17 protein-coding genes are annotated in these 14,161 nt (G+C 73.0%); 10 read left to right on the forward strand and 7 right to left on the reverse strand.

The genetic code is table 11. From position 1 onward, the window contains the following. Positions 1-93 precede the first annotated feature (93 nt). Positions 94-1,605 (forward strand): ALF repeat-containing protein, encoded by a 1,512-nt coding sequence (locus AB0E96_RS28045; protein WP_359828356.1) that lies wholly within the window; start codon positions 94-96, stop codon positions 1,603-1,605. 83 nt (positions 1,606-1,688) lie between these two features. On the opposite strand, the gene AB0E96_RS28050 is transcribed toward AB0E96_RS28045, so the two are convergent. After that, entirely contained in the window at positions 1,689-1,901 is a 213-nt protein-coding gene (locus AB0E96_RS28050; protein ID WP_359828379.1) for a hypothetical protein, read from the reverse strand. 251 nt (positions 1,902-2,152) lie between these two features. On the opposite strand from AB0E96_RS28050, the gene AB0E96_RS28055 reads away from it, so the two are divergent. Both AB0E96_RS28055 and AB0E96_RS28060 read left to right on the forward strand, forming a co-directional pair. Further along, positions 2,153-2,674, forward strand: a complete 522-nt coding sequence (locus AB0E96_RS28055; protein ID WP_359828357.1) for a peptidylprolyl isomerase — start codon at positions 2,153-2,155, stop codon at positions 2,672-2,674. 143 nt (positions 2,675-2,817) lie between these two features. Continuing rightward, a complete protein-coding gene (locus AB0E96_RS28060; protein WP_359828358.1) occupies positions 2,818-3,996 on the forward strand; it encodes a hypothetical protein in 1,179 nt (392 codons plus the stop codon). Between the two features lie 101 nt (positions 3,997-4,097). Here the strand turns inward: AB0E96_RS28060 and AB0E96_RS28065 are convergent, their stop codons facing one another. The 3 genes from AB0E96_RS28065 to AB0E96_RS28075 all read right to left on the reverse strand — a co-directional run bounded on the left by AB0E96_RS28065 (position 4,098) and on the right by AB0E96_RS28075 (position 7,429). Continuing rightward, positions 4,098-4,649, reverse strand: coding sequence for an RICIN domain-containing protein (locus tag AB0E96_RS28065; protein ID WP_359828360.1), 552 nt, complete (start codon positions 4,647-4,649; stop codon positions 4,098-4,100). A gap of 482 nt (positions 4,650-5,131) precedes the next feature. Continuing rightward, entirely contained in the window at positions 5,132-6,238 is a 1,107-nt protein-coding gene (locus AB0E96_RS28070; protein ID WP_359828361.1) for an RICIN domain-containing protein, read from the reverse strand. An 81-nt stretch (positions 6,239-6,319) separates the two neighbouring features. Next, positions 6,320-7,429, reverse strand: a complete 1,110-nt coding sequence (locus AB0E96_RS28075; protein ID WP_359828362.1) for an alpha/beta hydrolase-fold protein — start codon at positions 7,427-7,429, stop codon at positions 6,320-6,322. A gap of 168 nt (positions 7,430-7,597) precedes the next feature. On the opposite strand from AB0E96_RS28075, the gene AB0E96_RS28080 reads away from it, so the two are divergent. Then, entirely contained in the window at positions 7,598-8,581 is a 984-nt protein-coding gene (locus tag AB0E96_RS28080) for a helix-turn-helix transcriptional regulator (RefSeq protein ID WP_359828364.1), read from the forward strand. A 44-nt stretch (positions 8,582-8,625) separates the two neighbouring features. Here the strand turns inward: AB0E96_RS28080 and AB0E96_RS28085 are convergent, their stop codons facing one another. The 3 genes from AB0E96_RS28085 to AB0E96_RS28095 form a co-directional block, all read right to left on the reverse strand. Further along, on the reverse strand, positions 8,626-9,669 hold the full coding sequence (locus tag AB0E96_RS28085) for a DUF5937 family protein (protein WP_359828365.1): 1,044 nt from the start codon (positions 9,667-9,669) through the stop codon (positions 8,626-8,628). A gap of 100 nt (positions 9,670-9,769) precedes the next feature. After that, a complete protein-coding gene (locus AB0E96_RS28090) occupies positions 9,770-10,036 on the reverse strand; it encodes a hypothetical protein (protein ID WP_359828366.1) in 267 nt (88 codons plus the stop codon). Further along, a complete protein-coding gene (locus AB0E96_RS28095) occupies positions 10,033-10,437 on the reverse strand; it encodes an ATP-binding protein (protein WP_359828368.1) in 405 nt (134 codons plus the stop codon). The genes AB0E96_RS28090 and AB0E96_RS28095 overlap by 4 nt, the downstream gene beginning before the upstream one ends. A gap of 248 nt (positions 10,438-10,685) precedes the next feature. On the opposite strand from AB0E96_RS28095, the gene AB0E96_RS28100 reads away from it, so the two are divergent. The 6 genes from AB0E96_RS28100 to AB0E96_RS28125 all read left to right on the forward strand — a co-directional run bounded on the left by AB0E96_RS28100 (position 10,686) and on the right by AB0E96_RS28125 (position 13,963). After that, positions 10,686-11,555: a helix-turn-helix transcriptional regulator gene (locus tag AB0E96_RS28100; protein ID WP_359828369.1), complete on the forward strand. Its 870-nt coding sequence runs from the start codon at positions 10,686-10,688 to the stop codon at positions 11,553-11,555. After that, positions 11,545-11,745: a DUF397 domain-containing protein gene (locus AB0E96_RS28105; protein ID WP_359828371.1), complete on the forward strand. Its 201-nt coding sequence runs from the start codon at positions 11,545-11,547 to the stop codon at positions 11,743-11,745. Before AB0E96_RS28100 ends, AB0E96_RS28105 begins: the two co-directional genes overlap by 11 nt. Positions 11,746-11,821: 76 nt before the next feature. Further along, on the forward strand, positions 11,822-12,094 hold the full coding sequence (locus AB0E96_RS28110; RefSeq protein WP_359828372.1) for a DUF397 domain-containing protein: 273 nt from the start codon (positions 11,822-11,824) through the stop codon (positions 12,092-12,094). A gap of 225 nt (positions 12,095-12,319) precedes the next feature. After that, a complete protein-coding gene (locus AB0E96_RS28115) occupies positions 12,320-12,631 on the forward strand; it encodes a hypothetical protein (RefSeq protein WP_359828374.1) in 312 nt (103 codons plus the stop codon). Beyond that, positions 12,555-13,085 carry a DUF6879 family protein gene (locus AB0E96_RS28120; RefSeq protein WP_359828375.1) on the forward strand — a complete coding sequence of 177 codons (531 nt, stop codon included), beginning with the start codon at positions 12,555-12,557 and terminating at the stop codon, positions 13,083-13,085. The genes AB0E96_RS28115 and AB0E96_RS28120 overlap by 77 nt, the downstream gene beginning before the upstream one ends. A 29-nt stretch (positions 13,086-13,114) precedes the next feature. Beyond that, entirely contained in the window at positions 13,115-13,963 is an 849-nt protein-coding gene (locus tag AB0E96_RS28125; protein WP_359828377.1) for a helix-turn-helix transcriptional regulator, read from the forward strand. Positions 13,964-14,161: the final 198 nt, after the last annotated feature.

Genomic DNA, 14,161 nt, shown 5'->3' on the forward strand with positions numbered 1-14,161 from the left:
TTGGTATGGCAATCGTGAAAACGGACCTATGCTGGTGAAGATTCATGATCCTTTCGCACGAATGCAGGTCCGCTCTCCATGAAGCTGCCCCGGGTGTCCGCTGTCGTCGCGGCCGCCGTCCTGGCCCCCGCCGTCCTCTTCCCCAGCACGGCCTCGGCCTCCGACACCCCGAAGCCCACCGGCGTCTCCGGTCCTGACACCGGCTCGGACTCCGCACCCGACACCGCACCGGGCACCGCGCCCACGACCACCGACGACCAGGCCCGGCGCGACCGCGCCGAGGTCGAGCGCATCCTCGCCCAGAGCCCGGACGAGTCCTGGTGCTGGGTGCACCAGGGCGCCGCGAAGGCCCTCAAGGGCGGGCCCGCCGAGCTGCGCCACTTCCTGGACGTCGAGCTGCCCAGGCTGCGCGCCGACGACAACCGGGTCCTGACCGCCCGGCTCTTCAACAGCGGCCCGGCCGTCCACGCGGCCGCCGCGGCCGCCCTCGACGCCGGCGACGACGCCATCGCCGAGTTCCTGAAGACCGGCCAGTACGTCGCCCGCGCCGAGGACGACGCCCGCGCCGAGGTCGAGCGCATCCTCGCCGACCCGCAGAGCGGCGTCGGCGTGCGCGAGGCCGCCGAGAAGGCCCTCAAGGGCGGCGCCGCCGAGGTGCGCCACTTCCTGGACGTCGAACTCGCCGAACAGCGCGCGGTCGACAACCAGGTGAAGGCCTCCCAGATCTACGCTGTCGGCGGCCCGGCCGTCCAGAAGGCCGCCAAGGCGGCCCTGAGGGCCGGCGACGAGGCCGTCGCCGAGTTCCTGAGGACCGGCCAGTACGTCGCCCGCGCCGAGGACGAGGACCGCGCCAAGGTCGAGGCCCTGGTCGCCGACCCGGCCACCGGCCGCGGCGTGCGCGAAGGCGCAGAGAAGGCCCTCAAGGGCGGCGCCGCCGAGGTGCGCCACTTCCTGGACGTCGAACTGCCCAGGCTGCGCGCCGAGGACAACCGGGTCGAGGTGCTGCGCGTCATCGCCGACAAGGAGACCAGCCCGCGCGTCTACGACGCCGCCCAGAAGGCCATGGACGGCACCGCCGAGGACGTGCAGCACTTCCTGAGCGTCACCCTGCCCGCGCTGCGCGCCGGCGACAACCGGCTGAAGGTCTCCCAGCTCGCCGAGAGCGGCGGCCCGGCCGTGCGCAAGGCCGCGCTGGAGGCCCTGGAGGGCGACGACGCGGCCATCACCGCGTTCCTCACCGAGGGCCTGGCCAAGGCCCGGGCCGAGGACGAGGCCGCCGCCAAGGCCGCCACCGGCACGGGTGCCGGCACCACCACCGGCACGGGCACGGGCACCGGCACCACCGCCGGCGGCTCCGGGCAGCAGTCGCAGAACGTCCAGCAGGCCGGCCTCACCGGCACCACCTCCGGCAGCACGGGCACCACCTCCGGCACCCGTACGGGCGGCGGCACCACCACCGGCGCCCACACCTCCGCCACCGGCACCGGCGTGCTCGCCGCCACCGGCACCGAGGGCCTCGGCTGGGAGGCCGGCGGCGCCGCCGCGGCCCTCGCCGCGGGCGCGGCCCTGGTCGTGGCCGCCCGCCGCCGCTCGACCGAGAGCTGACACCCCCTCGCGTCCCCGGCCGCCGTCACCAGGCGTCCGGGGACGCGCCGTTTCCGGGGGCAGGCCCTTGTCCGGGCGGAGGCTCAGCCGTCGTCGCCACCGCCGCCACTGTCGCCACCGCCGCCGATCCGCCGGCGGGGCCGGTCGCGGTGGGCGACGCGCAGCACCTCCCCGGCGCCGAGGGTGAGGGCGGCGACCGCCCGGGCCCAGCGCGGCCCGCCCCGGCCGGCCCACACCACGCAGCCGCACCCGGCGACGACCAGGACCAGCACTGCCACCAGGACCGCACCGACCATCACGGCCACCCACCCTTCGCTCGACGCTCCACCACCTGTGACGAGCGGACCGCGCCACCCGGTTCGACCGCTCCGCCGGAGACTGTGCCAGGATGCGGTAGCCGATCGGCCCTGGTCACCCTACCGGTCGCATGCGATCCACCCGTCAGCCGTCCCCGCGCCGGCCGTCCCCGCGCCGGCCGCACCCGCGCCGGCCGCACCCCCGTGCCGTCACCGCGCCCGTGCCGGCTTCACCCTGAGGAGTCACCCCCGTGGCCACTGCCCGGTTCGCCACCCTGCACACCACGGCGGGCCCGATCCGCCTGGAACTGTTCCCGTTCCACGCGCCGAAGACGGTCCGCAACTTCGCCGAACTCGCCGAGGGCACCCGGGAGTACACCGACCCGCGCACCGGCGAGCCGGGCCAGGGGCCGTACTACGACGGCACGCTCTTCCACCGGGTGATCGCGGGCTTCATGATCCAGGGCGGCGACCCGACCGGCACCGGCACCGGCGGCCCGGGCTACGCCTTCGCAGACGAGTTCCACCCGGAGCTGTTCTTCACCAAGCCGTACCTGCTCGCGATGGCCAACGCCGGCCCGGGCACCAACGGCTCGCAGTTCTTCATCACCGTGGGCACCCCCACCCACCTCAACCGCCGCCACACCATCTTCGGCCAGGTCGCCGACGCCGCCTCCAAGGCCGTGGTCGACGCGATCGCCGCCACCCCCACCGAGGACGACCGCCCGGTCCAGGACGTGGTGATCACCTCGGTCGAGATCGAGCACGCCTGACCCGGCGGCCGGGCCGGGGCCCGGTGCCCGGGCCGGGCAGCTGCCCTGCACCGTAAGGGATTCGACGCCGGAAGCGCGCCGCACTGCGGTGCGCCCGGCGGACCCGCGCGGGCCCTCCTCGCCGCGCGCGTAGGCTTCGGCCGGTGACACGGACACACCCCGCCGCCCCCGCCACCGCGCCCGCTCCCGCCGCCGTACCCGCCACCGCGCCCGCGCCGACCGTCTGGGCCGCGCTGACCTCGGCCACCGGCGTCGACGAGGCGACGGGCACCGCCTGGCTGGACGGCCTCGGCGCCAACCGCGGCGCGCCCGCCGACCTGCTCCTACGCCTCCTGGACACAGGCCGGCCCTGGTTCCTGTTCCGCGCGGACCTGCCCGACGCCGTCCTGGACGCCGCGATCGTCCACCCCGACCGCCGCGTCCGCGGCGCCGCCGCCGAGGCCGGCCACCTGTCACCGGCCCAGTGGGACCGCCTCATCGCCGCCACACCCGGGACGGCCGCGCGCGCACTGTTCACGGAACTCGCCGAACACCACCGGAAGGCCGGATGGCACCCGGGCGCCGGACGCGGCATCGACGGCCCCCCGCACCCCGGCGCCACACCGCCCGCCACCCCCGAGGAGATCGAGGCGCTGGCCGCCGAGGCCCCCGACATCGAACCCGGCGCGGTCACCACGGCCCTGTGGTGGGTCGGCGCCCTGCACGGCGACACCGAAGCCATGCGCCGCCTCGCCGCCTCCCCGAAACCGCTGATCCGACGCAGCGTCGCCCGCGCGCCACGGCTGCCCGCCGACGTGGCGGCCCTGCTCGCCCGCGACGAGGACCGCGTGGTGCGGCTCTTCCTGACCGAGTCCTGCGACGACGCCCCGCCCGCCGTGCTGCTGGAGGTCGCGGGGTGGTGGGACGGAAGCCTCTCCTTCCCCGGCCGCCCGCGCAACCACCCCAACTTCCCCCGCCACGGCCTGCTGCGCCTCGCGGCGGACCCCAACCCACGGCTGCGGGCGCTCGCGCTCGACGACCCGGCCCGCACCACCGCCCACGTCGACCGGCTGGCCGCCGACCCCGACCCGGGGGTGCGAGCCGCCGCCGCCCGGGATCCCCGGGTCGCCGTCGAGGTGCTGGTCCGGCTGGCCGCCGACCCCGACGCGGGCGTGCGGCGGCGCGCGCTGGCCAACCCGGCGCTGCCCGCGGCCGAGTTGGTGGCGCGCCTGCTCGACCCGTGCGGCGCCGAAGCCGCCGCCGGAAACCCCGCCGTCCCCGCCGCGGTCATGCACCGCATGGTCACCCTCGCGACCGCGCGCCCCGACGCCCGGCCGGCCTGAGGGTGGCGCCGGGAGCACCGGTCGCGCGCGGCCCCGCCCCACGGGGGTCGGGCGGGGCCGCGGGGCGTGCGGGCGCGCCGTGCCGGTGGCCGCGCGGGGGATCAGGCCCCCGGGGGCACCGCGCTCCACTGCTGGTTCGCCGACTCGCTGTAGACCCTGAGGAAGACCTCGGTGCCGAGTCCCGCGCTGCCGGTGAGGGCGAGGTCACGGTCGTAGGTGGGGACGATCGCGACCCTGCCCTGGGACGTGTACTCCACGGTCCACTGCTGGTACAGGTCGTTCTTGTCGCAGGTTCGCAGGGTGACGCCCTGGCCGCGGTTCGGCGCGGTCAGGCAGGTGCCCGTCGCCTTGTTCTCGACGAGCTGCTTGCCGGCCATGCCGCTCAGCCCCCACAGCTGGTGGTCGTTGTTCTTCTGGGGGTTGGCCACGATGGCCCTGCCGTGGTTGCCGGCCTCCAGGTTCACGCCTGAGCTGCTGGGCGTCGGCCAGATCCGCAACTGGTACCAGTTCTCGGTCTGTTGGGACGGCTGGGCGGCCGGCTGGGCGGCCTGTGGGGTGGCCGCCGCGGCCAGGCCGGGGGTGCCGCCCAGCAGCACCGCGGCGATGGCCGCGGTCGCGACGCGCTTCGCAGGAGACATGGTGATCGCTCTCATGTGCTGTCCCTTGTGGGGTGTCCGAGAGGTGGTGCGGGAGGTGGTGCGGGCTCGTCGGCGGATGGCGCCGGACGCCCTGCGGTCCACGGGACCGCGCCGGGGTTCGCCCGAGAGGGCGGATCGCCTGTCGCCCCGGCTGCCGGGCCCGCGGGGCCCGGTGGGCGCGGAGGCGCTTCGTACCCACCCGACCAGGCTAGCCAGATGTCCGGCGGCCCGCAGCTCCGCGTGAACCCGCAGGTCGGGGGCGTGCCGTGGACGGCGAAGGGCGGCACTGTACGGCGGTTCGCGCGGCGCCGCACCTCCGGGGCCGCGGCCGGGCGTCGGCGTTCCTGGGCTGCGGCGTTCCGGGGTGTCGGCGTTCCGGGCCTGCGGGGGAGCCCGGACGCCGGAAGCCCCCGGCGTCGGAGTGCGCGGGGGCCGCCGGAACGCGCGGGGCCGCCGCCCGGCGGGGTGCCGGGCGGCGGCCTGAGTCTGACGATGCGTCAGGAGCAGCTGTTGAACGTCGCGCTGGTGTTGGCGATGTAGAGGGTCGCGCCGCCGTTGGGGTCGGAGGTGACCGGGATGGTGATGGTGTCCTCGGCGGTCCACGGGATGCCCCGGGCGTCGAAGGTCCAGGTGCCGGTGACCTTGCGGGCGAGCTCGGCGAGCGTCACCCAACCGTACTGCTGCTGCGGGACGTTGACGGTCACGGAGTTGTTGACGCTGCGCGATCCGCTCCAGACGTTCTGGAAGCTGATGCCGGTCTTGACCGCGGCCTTCACCGCGCCCTCGGCGCCGCCGGCGATCTCGCTGCCCAGCTCGACGCCGATGGTGTTGGACCAGCCGCTGGTGTCGGTGACCGCGAAGGACTGCTGGACGGTGCCGCTGGTGTTGTTGAACCAGACCGAGGAGGCGCACACCCGCGGCAGCGGCGCGGCGGGGGCCTCGCTCTTCACGGCCCAGGAGCAGGTGGAGGCGTCCTTCTGGCACTGCTTGGCGGCGTGGTCGACGGCCAGGTTGCGGGCGGCCTGCGGGAAGCCGGTGGCCCACTGCTGGTTGGCGGTGCCGTTGCAGGCGTACTGGTCGGTCCAGGCGTCGTCGTACTGGCCGCCGAGCAGCAGGTCCAGGCAGGTGCTGTCGCCGGCGTGGCGGATCATGAACGCGTCGCCGCCGCCGGGCGCGGGCTGGAAGTACCAGCGCTGGCTGGCCTGCCCGGCGCAGGTCTGCTGGCGCAGGGCCGGGGTGAGGAACGCCAGGTCGACGCACTTGCCGGTGTCGTTGTTGACGATGGTGAAGGTGTAGTCCGAGGGGTCGACGTTCAGCCGCCAGGACTGGTGGTAGCCGGGGGCGGAGTTGGTGACGATGTAGACGCCGTCGCCCGTGTTGCCGTTCTGGACGTCGAGTTGGCGCCCGTTGCTGAGCGACTTGATGGTCAGGCACTGCTGCGGCCCGGCGCAGGCGGCGGCCGCGGCGGGCGCGGACGGCGGGGTGGCCGAGGCGGCGCGGGCGGGCGCGGCGGTCAGCCCCAGGGCGGCGCAACAGGTCACCAGCAGGGCCGCGAGCAGGCGCAGCCAGGGCGCGGCGCGGCCGGGGGTGGCGGTGGTGGGCACGAGGGTGTCCTTTCGTCGGGCGATCAAGGCGATCGAGGCGATCGAGGAGACGGGAGAGGGGAGAGGGGAGAGGGGCGGAGGTCAGGGCGCGGCGGCGAAGGCCGCCTCCAGGCGCGGGACGTAGTCCACGAGGTCCTGCGCCCAGCAGCCCGCGGTGTGGCCGCCGTGGCAGTCGGGGCCCCAGCCGGTGCCGTCGCCGTAGCCGGTGTAGCGGTACGGCAGGCCGAGCGTGTCCAGGCGCTGCTTGAGGCGTTTGGCGGTGCCCTCGGCCCAGAACTCCATGTCGCCGGGGCTGTTGTTGCCGTTGCCGGTGTAGATCGCGATGCCGGTGTGGTCGAGCGTGGCCGCGCGCGAGACGGGGTCGGCGGCGTTCCAGCGCCAGTCGGCGTTGAACACCGGGTACGGGCTGCCGAAGATCGCGTCGCTGGAGACGGTGGGGCCGAAGTCCAGGCCGCAGGGGTGGCCGTCGCTGGGGCCGCAGAGCACGGTGCCGGCGTTGACCAGGGTGGCGACCACGGCGCCGCGGATGATCATCTCGTCGGTGGACAGGTCGTTGGCGCCCGACATGGTGAGGACCTGGCCGAACAGGTCGGGGCGGTCCTCGGCGTAGTGCAGGGCGCCGAAGCCGCCCATGGACAGCCCGCCGACGGCCCGGTGGGCGCGGTCGGTGCGGGTGCGCAGGTTGGCGTCGACGAACGGGAGCACCTGGGTGAGGTGGAAGGTCTCCCAGTTCTGCGCGCCGGCGGCGGTGCCCTGGTCGAGCCAGTCGGCGTACCAGCCGCGCAGGCCGCCGTCCGGGATGACGGTGATCATCGACTGGGCGGCGGTCAGCGCGGGGTAGGCCAGTGCCGGGTCGCTCGGGTTGTCCGAGGCGCCGTGCAGGAAGTACAGCACGGGGTAGCGCTTGTCGGGCCGGGCCGCGTAGTCGGCGGGCAGCAGGATGCGGATGGTGTGCGGGCCGGCGACCTGCGGGGTGGTGACGGTGACGACGAAGTTGGTGGCGCTGCCGGCGGCGGTGCCGACCTGGGTCAGCCCGAAGCCGTCGGTCAGCGGCGGCGGGGCGTCGGCTTCGGCCCGTACGGGGGTCTGTGCGGGTGCGGCCGGGGCCGCGGTGGGTGCGGCGAGCGGGAGCAGGCAGGCGGCCAGGGCGGCGAGAGCCGCGCGGGCGCGCCGGAGCCGGGCAGGGGTCATGGGCGTCCTCGGCCTTCCATCGTCTGACTGATCACCGACAACTCTTGCGAGCGGCTCCGCCCGACGCCAGAGCCCCCGGCGGCGCACCTGGGTCGGTGGCGCATGTGCGCCACCGACCGCGGGTAGCCTCCCCCGGCCCCGCCCGGGGGCGCGGCGACTGGGGGTGTCGTGCACGACGTACTGGAACCGGAGTCCGAACGCGGCCGCGTCTACCACTGCCTGGTCGGCCGGCCACGGGCCCGCGTCCCCGAACTCGCCCGCGAGGCCGGCCTGGACGAGGACGCCGCACTCGCCGTCCTGCGCGACCTCGCCGACGAAGGCGTCGCGGTGGCCTTCGACACCACCGACAGCGCCGACGACCGCGACCACGCCTGGGAAGCCCTGCCGCCCGCCCGGGTCGTCGAGGCCGTGCTCCAGCACGACGCGCTGCGCCAGGCCACCGCCCGCCGCACCGGCGCCGAACTCGAACGCCTCTACCGTTTCGCCCGCCGCGACACCGGCAGCTACGGCGCCCTGGAGGTCGTCGAGGACCCGGCCGAGGTCCTGGCCGCCAGCCACCGCCTCCAACTGGCCGCCCGCCACCAGGTGCGGGTCATCGACGTGCCGCCGTACTCCGGCAGCCACGCCCACTACCTCGACCAGGAAGCGCTGCAACGCCGCCGGATGGCCGCGGGCGTCGTCTACCGGGCGATCTACCAGGGCTGCGCGTTCCAGGACCCGGTGGCCGGGCCCAACATGGCGCGGATGGTCGAGGCGGGGGAACAGGCCCGGACACTGGACGAGCCGCCGCTCAAACTCGCCATCGGGGACGACGACCTGGCCATCGTCACCCTGCCCGCCGACGACCGGCCGGGAGTGGTGTCGCTGCTGGTGCGGCCCTCCGGGCTGCTCAACGCCCTGACGGCGGTGTTCGAGACGCTGTGGCGGCTCGCCGTGCCCGCCTCCGTGGCCGACGTCGACCTGCGCATCGACGAACGCGACCGGCGCATCCTCACCCTGATGGCCGGCGGCGCCACCGACGACGCCATCGCCCGCCGGCTGGGGCTGGGCCGGCGCACCGTCGTGCGGCGCGTCTCCACCCTGCTGGCGCACCTGGGCGCCACCACCCGCTTCCAGGCCGGAGTGCAGGCGGCGCGGCGGGGGTGGCTGTAGGCGTCGCCCTCGGACCGTCCGGGCCGCCGCCGCGGCCGCAGGACTCAGGGGCGGCGTGCGGAGGGCGCGTTGAGGACCGCGATGCCCGTGGGGGTGGCGACGTGGGCGGTCGTACGGCGGTCCCGGTGGGTGTCGATCAGGCCCGCGTTGCGCAGCGTCGTGGCGTGCTCGCTGGCGCTGGCCATGGCGATGCCGACGAGCGCGGCGAGCTGCTGGGTCGAGCAGCCCGGGTGACGGGCGACGGCGTCGAGCACCGCGGCCCGCGTGTGGCCCAGCACGGACCCGACGGCATCGGAGGCCGCCGAGGCGCGGGCCGCCGCTCCCGTCCGGCCGCCGTCGGGCGGGAGCGCCGCGAACAGCGGTGTGGCCGCGCCCTCCTGGAGCCGGGCCACCGGGTAGCTGAGGACGGGCTGCGGCACCGCTTCGAGGTCGACGACCGGGGCCTCGACGCCGAACACCGACGGCTGGAGCAGCAGGCCGCGCCCGGCCAGGTGCACGTCCGCGTCCAGCCCGGAGACCATCGCGATCTCCAGCACGGGCGCCCGCCAGCGGATCCGCCGAGGGTTGACGCGCGCCAGGACGGCCTCGATGCCGCCGCCGAGGAGCTGGCGGGAGCGCACCGCGGCGTCGGCGGCCGTCATGGCCTGGACCTCCCGCCAGTGCGGAAGCAGGGCGTGGCCGGCCAGGTGCTCCAGGCTGTCGCACAACTGCCGTAGCAGGAGCGGGTCTTCGGGTAGGCGGTGGGCCCAGGAGGGCAGCGGCTGGTGGCGGGCCGTGTCCTCCAGGCTGGCCCGCAGCCGGCCGCGCGGCGTGGAGCGGATCGACTCGATCAGCTCGGCGGGGGTGGCGGCGTTCACGCCGCTCAGGAAGTCGGTGATCCGCCCGCGCGGGGGCATGAGGTCGAGGACCATGCGGGAGGCGGGGTGCAGGGCGGACAGGGTGCGGTGGCGCCAGGCGCCGAGGCGCACCGGGTGGGTGCGCTCCTGGAGTTGGCGTGCGGCGGTGCTCAACTCGATGCAGGGGGCGGGGCGGTCGGAGACCCGGGTGCGGGCGAGGTCCTCCACGCTGAAGTGGATGCGTAGCGGCACGTCGATCGTCCTCCCCTGACCGTCTCCGCCGGTGCTCGAACCATCCTCGCCGAGACCGGGCACCCGGGCCAGGGGATTCGAGCCGGAGGCTGTCGTCCGCTCAGCGTGGCGGGTTCGCCCAGCTGAGGCGGAGTTCGCGGTCGCCGCAGGGGAGGGTGACGGCGGGGGTGTCGGCGAGTTCACGGACGATGTCGCGCCGGGCGCAGGGGCCGGTGAGGCGGCGCTCCAGGACGTGGTGCTCGAAGCGGGACATCGGCAGGTGGCGCACCGAGTCCCAGATCCGGCCGAGGGTGTCGTCGTTCAGGGTGTGGACGGTGGGCGGGCGCAGGCCCGGCAGCTCGACGAGGACCTCGTGGTCGGCCCTCACGGGGCGGTCACCTCGCACCAGACGACCTTGCCGACCGGGTGGCGCGGGGAGCAACCGACCTCCTTGGCCAGGGACTTGACGAGGTGGAGGCCGCGCCCGGCCTCGCCGTCGAGGGTGAGGGCACGCAGGACGGGCGCGCGGTCCTGCCGGGCGTCGTGCACCTCGATGCGCAGGCGGCCGGTGGGAGCGAGGTCGAGGTCGAGGGAGAGGAAGATGCGGTGCCCCGGCGGCGTCCCGTGCAGCAGGGCGTTGGTGACGAGCTCGGAGACCAGGAGGAGCCCCGAGTCGAGGAACTGCTCGCCGGCGGGGGCGGAGGAGAGGAGCGAGGAGAGGAGGGAGCGCCCCGCGCCGGGGGAGCGCCGGCTGCGCGGCAGCCAGGCGGTGGAGCAGGTGGAGGACATGGCGAAGACACCTTCCAGGAACGGAGTTTGAAGCCATGCGGAAGCCGGGCGGAGACAAGGGGATGCCCGGCGGTAGATCCGTCGCGGTCACTCAGAGGCCTCGAAGGACTACTGGCGGTAGCATGCTCTGCGATGGCTTCACTGCGCAAGCGCGTCCACGCGCAATTGCGCGACGTCGCAAGAGTCTTGTGATCACCGAGGGAGGTGGCAGACTGTGACCCGACGTCAACCAAGAGGGAGCGACGAGCGTGGACAGTCCAACCGTGCTGCGCCGTAGGCTCGGCTCCGAGCTGCGACGATTGCGCGAACGGACCGGCCGTCAGGCCAAGTCCGTTGCGGACGAGCTCGGCTTCAGCGCAACCAAGGTGTCGCGGATCGAGTCGGGTCAGACGACCCTGAAGGAATCGGACATCCGCGCGATGCTCGAACTCTACGGCGTCAGCGACGAGGCCGAATTGCGGCAGTTCATCTCACTGACCCGCCGCAGCACCCAGCGCGGCTGGTGGCACGACTACGCGGACACGCTGCCGGACTGGTTCCAGACGTACGTCGGCCTGGAAGCCGACGCCGCACGGATCCGCTCCTACGAGACGGAGTTGATCCCAGGGCTCTTCCAGACCCCCGATTACTCCCGCGCGATCTTCCGCGCCTCCCTGGAGGGGCGGGGCGGCGACATAGAAGGCACTGTCGATCGCCGATCCCAACTCAGGATGCAGCGACAGGAAGTCCTCCGCCGAACGGACCCGCCCGTCATTCATGCGGTTCTCAACGAAGCGGCGTTGAGTCGGCCCATCGGCGGTCCGGGGGTGATGCGCAGCCAGGTCCTGCATCTCCTGAAACTCATTGAGCACCCGAATCTTGCCATTCGGGTGCTGCCGCTCAGTGCTGGCGCACACGCCGCGATGAGTATGCCGTTTCACATCCTCTCGTTCTCGGACGTGCCCGGTCAGCTCGTCTACGTCGAAGCGCTGACCAGCAGCCTCTATCTGGAGAGGGAGGCTGATATCGCGCGGCACGAATTCGTCTTCGACCGGCTGAACGAGATGGCGATGAGTCCGCAGGAGTCGGCAACATGGATGGCTCAGCTACTGAAGGAGAACTACCGCAATGACAGCTGACCTGACATGGCGCAAGAGCAGCCACAGTGGCGGCGAGGGCGGCAACTGCGTCGAAGTGGCTGATGGCATCACTGGTGTCGTTCCGGTCCGTGACAGCAAGGACCCCCACGGTCCGGCCCTCGCCTTCACTCCCGAGGCGTGGGAGTCCTTCGTCACGGGCGTTCAGATGGGCGACTTCCCGGCCGCCTAGTGACCCCGTACCGTGGGCTGCCCCGTGCTGAGCGGGGCAGCCCACGGCGAACTGAGGGATCCAGGAGGTCATCCACATGACAGCTGACCTGACACGGCGCAAGAGCAGCCACAGCGGCAGCGAAGGCGGCAATTGCATTGAAGTCGCCTCGGAACTCCGTACCACCTGGCGCAAGTCGAGTGCCAGCAACCCGAACGACAACTGCGTCGAGGTGGCCGACGGCATCACTGGTGTCGTTCCGGTCCGTGACAGCAAGGACCCTCACGGTCCGGCCCTCGCCTTCACTCCCGAGGCGTGGGAGTCCTTCGTCACGGGCGTCCGGGCGGGCGAGTTCCCGGCCGGCTCCTGAAGCGTTTCCTTCCGGGCGGCCCCGCGCGTCGCGCGGGGCCGCCCGCTTGAACGGCGCGCCGGGGTTTCTTCCTGCTCGACATGTCGAGGAGTGGTTCGGCGGTCTGCTGTCAGGCGTTTCATCAGGAGCTGAAACGCCTGACAGTGCGGCTCGGACGCGGGATGCTGGCGGTCGCGTCAACTCCGTGCACACGAATGCGTAAGCCGCGTGACAGGAGAGGTTGCCATGGGCCTAGAGTTCTTCGGAATCGACCCCGAAACCAATGAGGAAGGCTCGCCCACCGTCTGGGCGGACGTGGCTCAGCGTCGGCTCGTGATCCAGAGCGACACCGTCACGGGGGCCGAACTCGCGGAGGTCAGCGGGACCGAGTGGGTTGCCGGTCACAAGGCCGGCGTGCCTGCCCACGAGTCCGTGATCAGCATCCCCGAGCGAATGATCCCCTTCATCAGGAAGGCTTGCGATGCCATCGAACGTGCCGGACTTCAGGACCCTGCTCCGGGAAGCGAAGAAGTCGGCCGTGCATCTGGAGATGCGTGACCAGTACAGCGTTGCCGACGAAGCGGATCAGTTCGCCGCGTGGAAGGCCGGGCACCGGTACTCCCCGGAGAACCGGTCCGAGTGGTGGCATCCGTTCCACGACTTCGTCGTGGAGACGGTTGCCCGTGGTGTGACCATCCGGCGTGCCCGGATCGTGTCGGAGCCCGTCACCGAGTACATCCGCTACGAGCACTCCCACACGTTCACCAACATCGCGGCCGGTGAGCAGATCCGATGGCTGCCCCGGCGCCGGGCGCTGGACCTCGCGTTGCCCGGGGCCGATTTCTGGTTGTTCGACAGCAGGATCGTGCGATTCAACCTGTTCACAGGCGACGGTGAGTGGGCCGATCCCCGGAACGTGATGACCGAGGATCCCGCCACCGCCGAACTGTGCACGAAGGCCTTCGAAGCCGTGTGGGAGCGGGCGGTTCCCCACGAGGACTTCGAGGTCTGATCCGGCACCGAACCACCAGGTAGCAGCACATGCCATCGTCGCCTTCGTCCAGCGTCGTCGCAGCGCGGAAGGCCATCGCCGACCGACTGGTGGAAATCCGCAAGGACGCCGGACTCAAAGGGAGCGAGCTGTCCGCCCTCTGCGGTTGGCACCCCGCCAAGACGTCCCGCATCCAGTCCGGCAAGGCCGCCCCGTCGGAAGACGACATAAGGGCCTGGTGCGTCGCTTGTGGAGCCGACGACCGGATCGCCGACCTGATCGCGGCATCCCGTGCCGCCGACTCGATGTACCAGGAGTGGCGGCGCCGGAACAGTTCCGGCTTGAGGCTCGCCCAGGAGAAGGTCCTCGGCGACTACGAGCGTACGAGGCTCTTCCGGATCTACGTCTCGAACGTACTTCCCGGCTTCTTCCAGACCGCCGAGTACGCGACGGCGCTCATGCAGTCCATCACCGATTTCCAAGGCACCCCGAACGACGTCGCGAAGGCCGTGCCGGCGCGTCTGGCGCGGGCGCAGCTCATGTACACGGGGGCACGCCGGTTCGCGGTCCTCATCGAGGAATGGGTGTTGCGCACCAGGATCGGCAGCGCCGAGGACATGGCCGCTCAGCTCCGCCATCTGCTCACCTTGATGTCGCTGCCGTCCGTCTCCATCGGGATCATCCCGGTCGGTGGCCCGCGTGCCATCTGGCCCCTTGAAGCCTTCTACCTGTTCGACGATCAGCGGGTGGCGGTGGAGACTCTGACGGCGAAGGTGAACGTGCTTCAGCCCAGAGAGGTCACGGACTACCTTCGGGCTTTCACGGCTCTGTCCGGCATGGCCGTGTACGGGACGCGGGCCAGGGCGTTGATCGCCGACGCCGTGGCCTCTTTGGAGTGACGATCCGCAAGAAGGCGCAAGCTCGTTGAGTGTGCCGTGCCTGAGCTCCTACGGTCGATGACGCACCCCGCCGCCGGCCGGCGCTCGCCCACCACCTCACCCGCCGCACCATCCCGACCCGAGGGAGGCGCACCATGACCACTCCGACGCTCAGGTCCCCGAACACGGTGCTCGCCAACGCCGTCGAGGACGTCGTGG

Source organism: Kitasatospora sp. NPDC036755, assembly GCF_040636595.1.
GTDB lineage: Bacteria > Actinomycetota > Actinomycetes > Streptomycetales > Streptomycetaceae > Kitasatospora.

Bases quoted from the DNA above. Each gene is read 5' to 3' on its own strand.
- AB0E96_RS28120 (WP_359828375.1), top strand. From the start codon at position 12,555: ATGCCATCGAACGTGCCGGACTTCAGGACCCTGCTCCGGGAAGCGAAG.
- AB0E96_RS28110 (WP_359828372.1), top strand. From the start codon at position 11,822: ATGACAGCTGACCTGACACGGCGCAAGAGCAGCCACAGCGGCAGCGAA.
- AB0E96_RS28125 (WP_359828377.1), top strand. From the start codon at position 13,115: ATGCCATCGTCGCCTTCGTCCAGCGTCGTCGCAGCGCGGAAGGCCATC.
- AB0E96_RS28050 (WP_359828379.1), bottom strand. From the start codon at position 1,901: ATGGTCGGTGCGGTCCTGGTGGCAGTGCTGGTCCTGGTCGTCGCCGGG.
- AB0E96_RS28115 (WP_359828374.1), top strand. From the start codon at position 12,320: ATGGGCCTAGAGTTCTTCGGAATCGACCCCGAAACCAATGAGGAAGGC.
- AB0E96_RS28105 (WP_359828371.1), top strand. From the start codon at position 11,545: ATGACAGCTGACCTGACATGGCGCAAGAGCAGCCACAGTGGCGGCGAG.
- AB0E96_RS28075 (WP_359828362.1), bottom strand. From the start codon at position 7,429: ATGACCCCTGCCCGGCTCCGGCGCGCCCGCGCGGCTCTCGCCGCCCTG.
- AB0E96_RS28095 (WP_359828368.1), bottom strand. From the start codon at position 10,437: ATGTCCTCCACCTGCTCCACCGCCTGGCTGCCGCGCAGCCGGCGCTCC.
- AB0E96_RS28065 (WP_359828360.1), bottom strand. From the start codon at position 4,649: ATGAGAGCGATCACCATGTCTCCTGCGAAGCGCGTCGCGACCGCGGCC.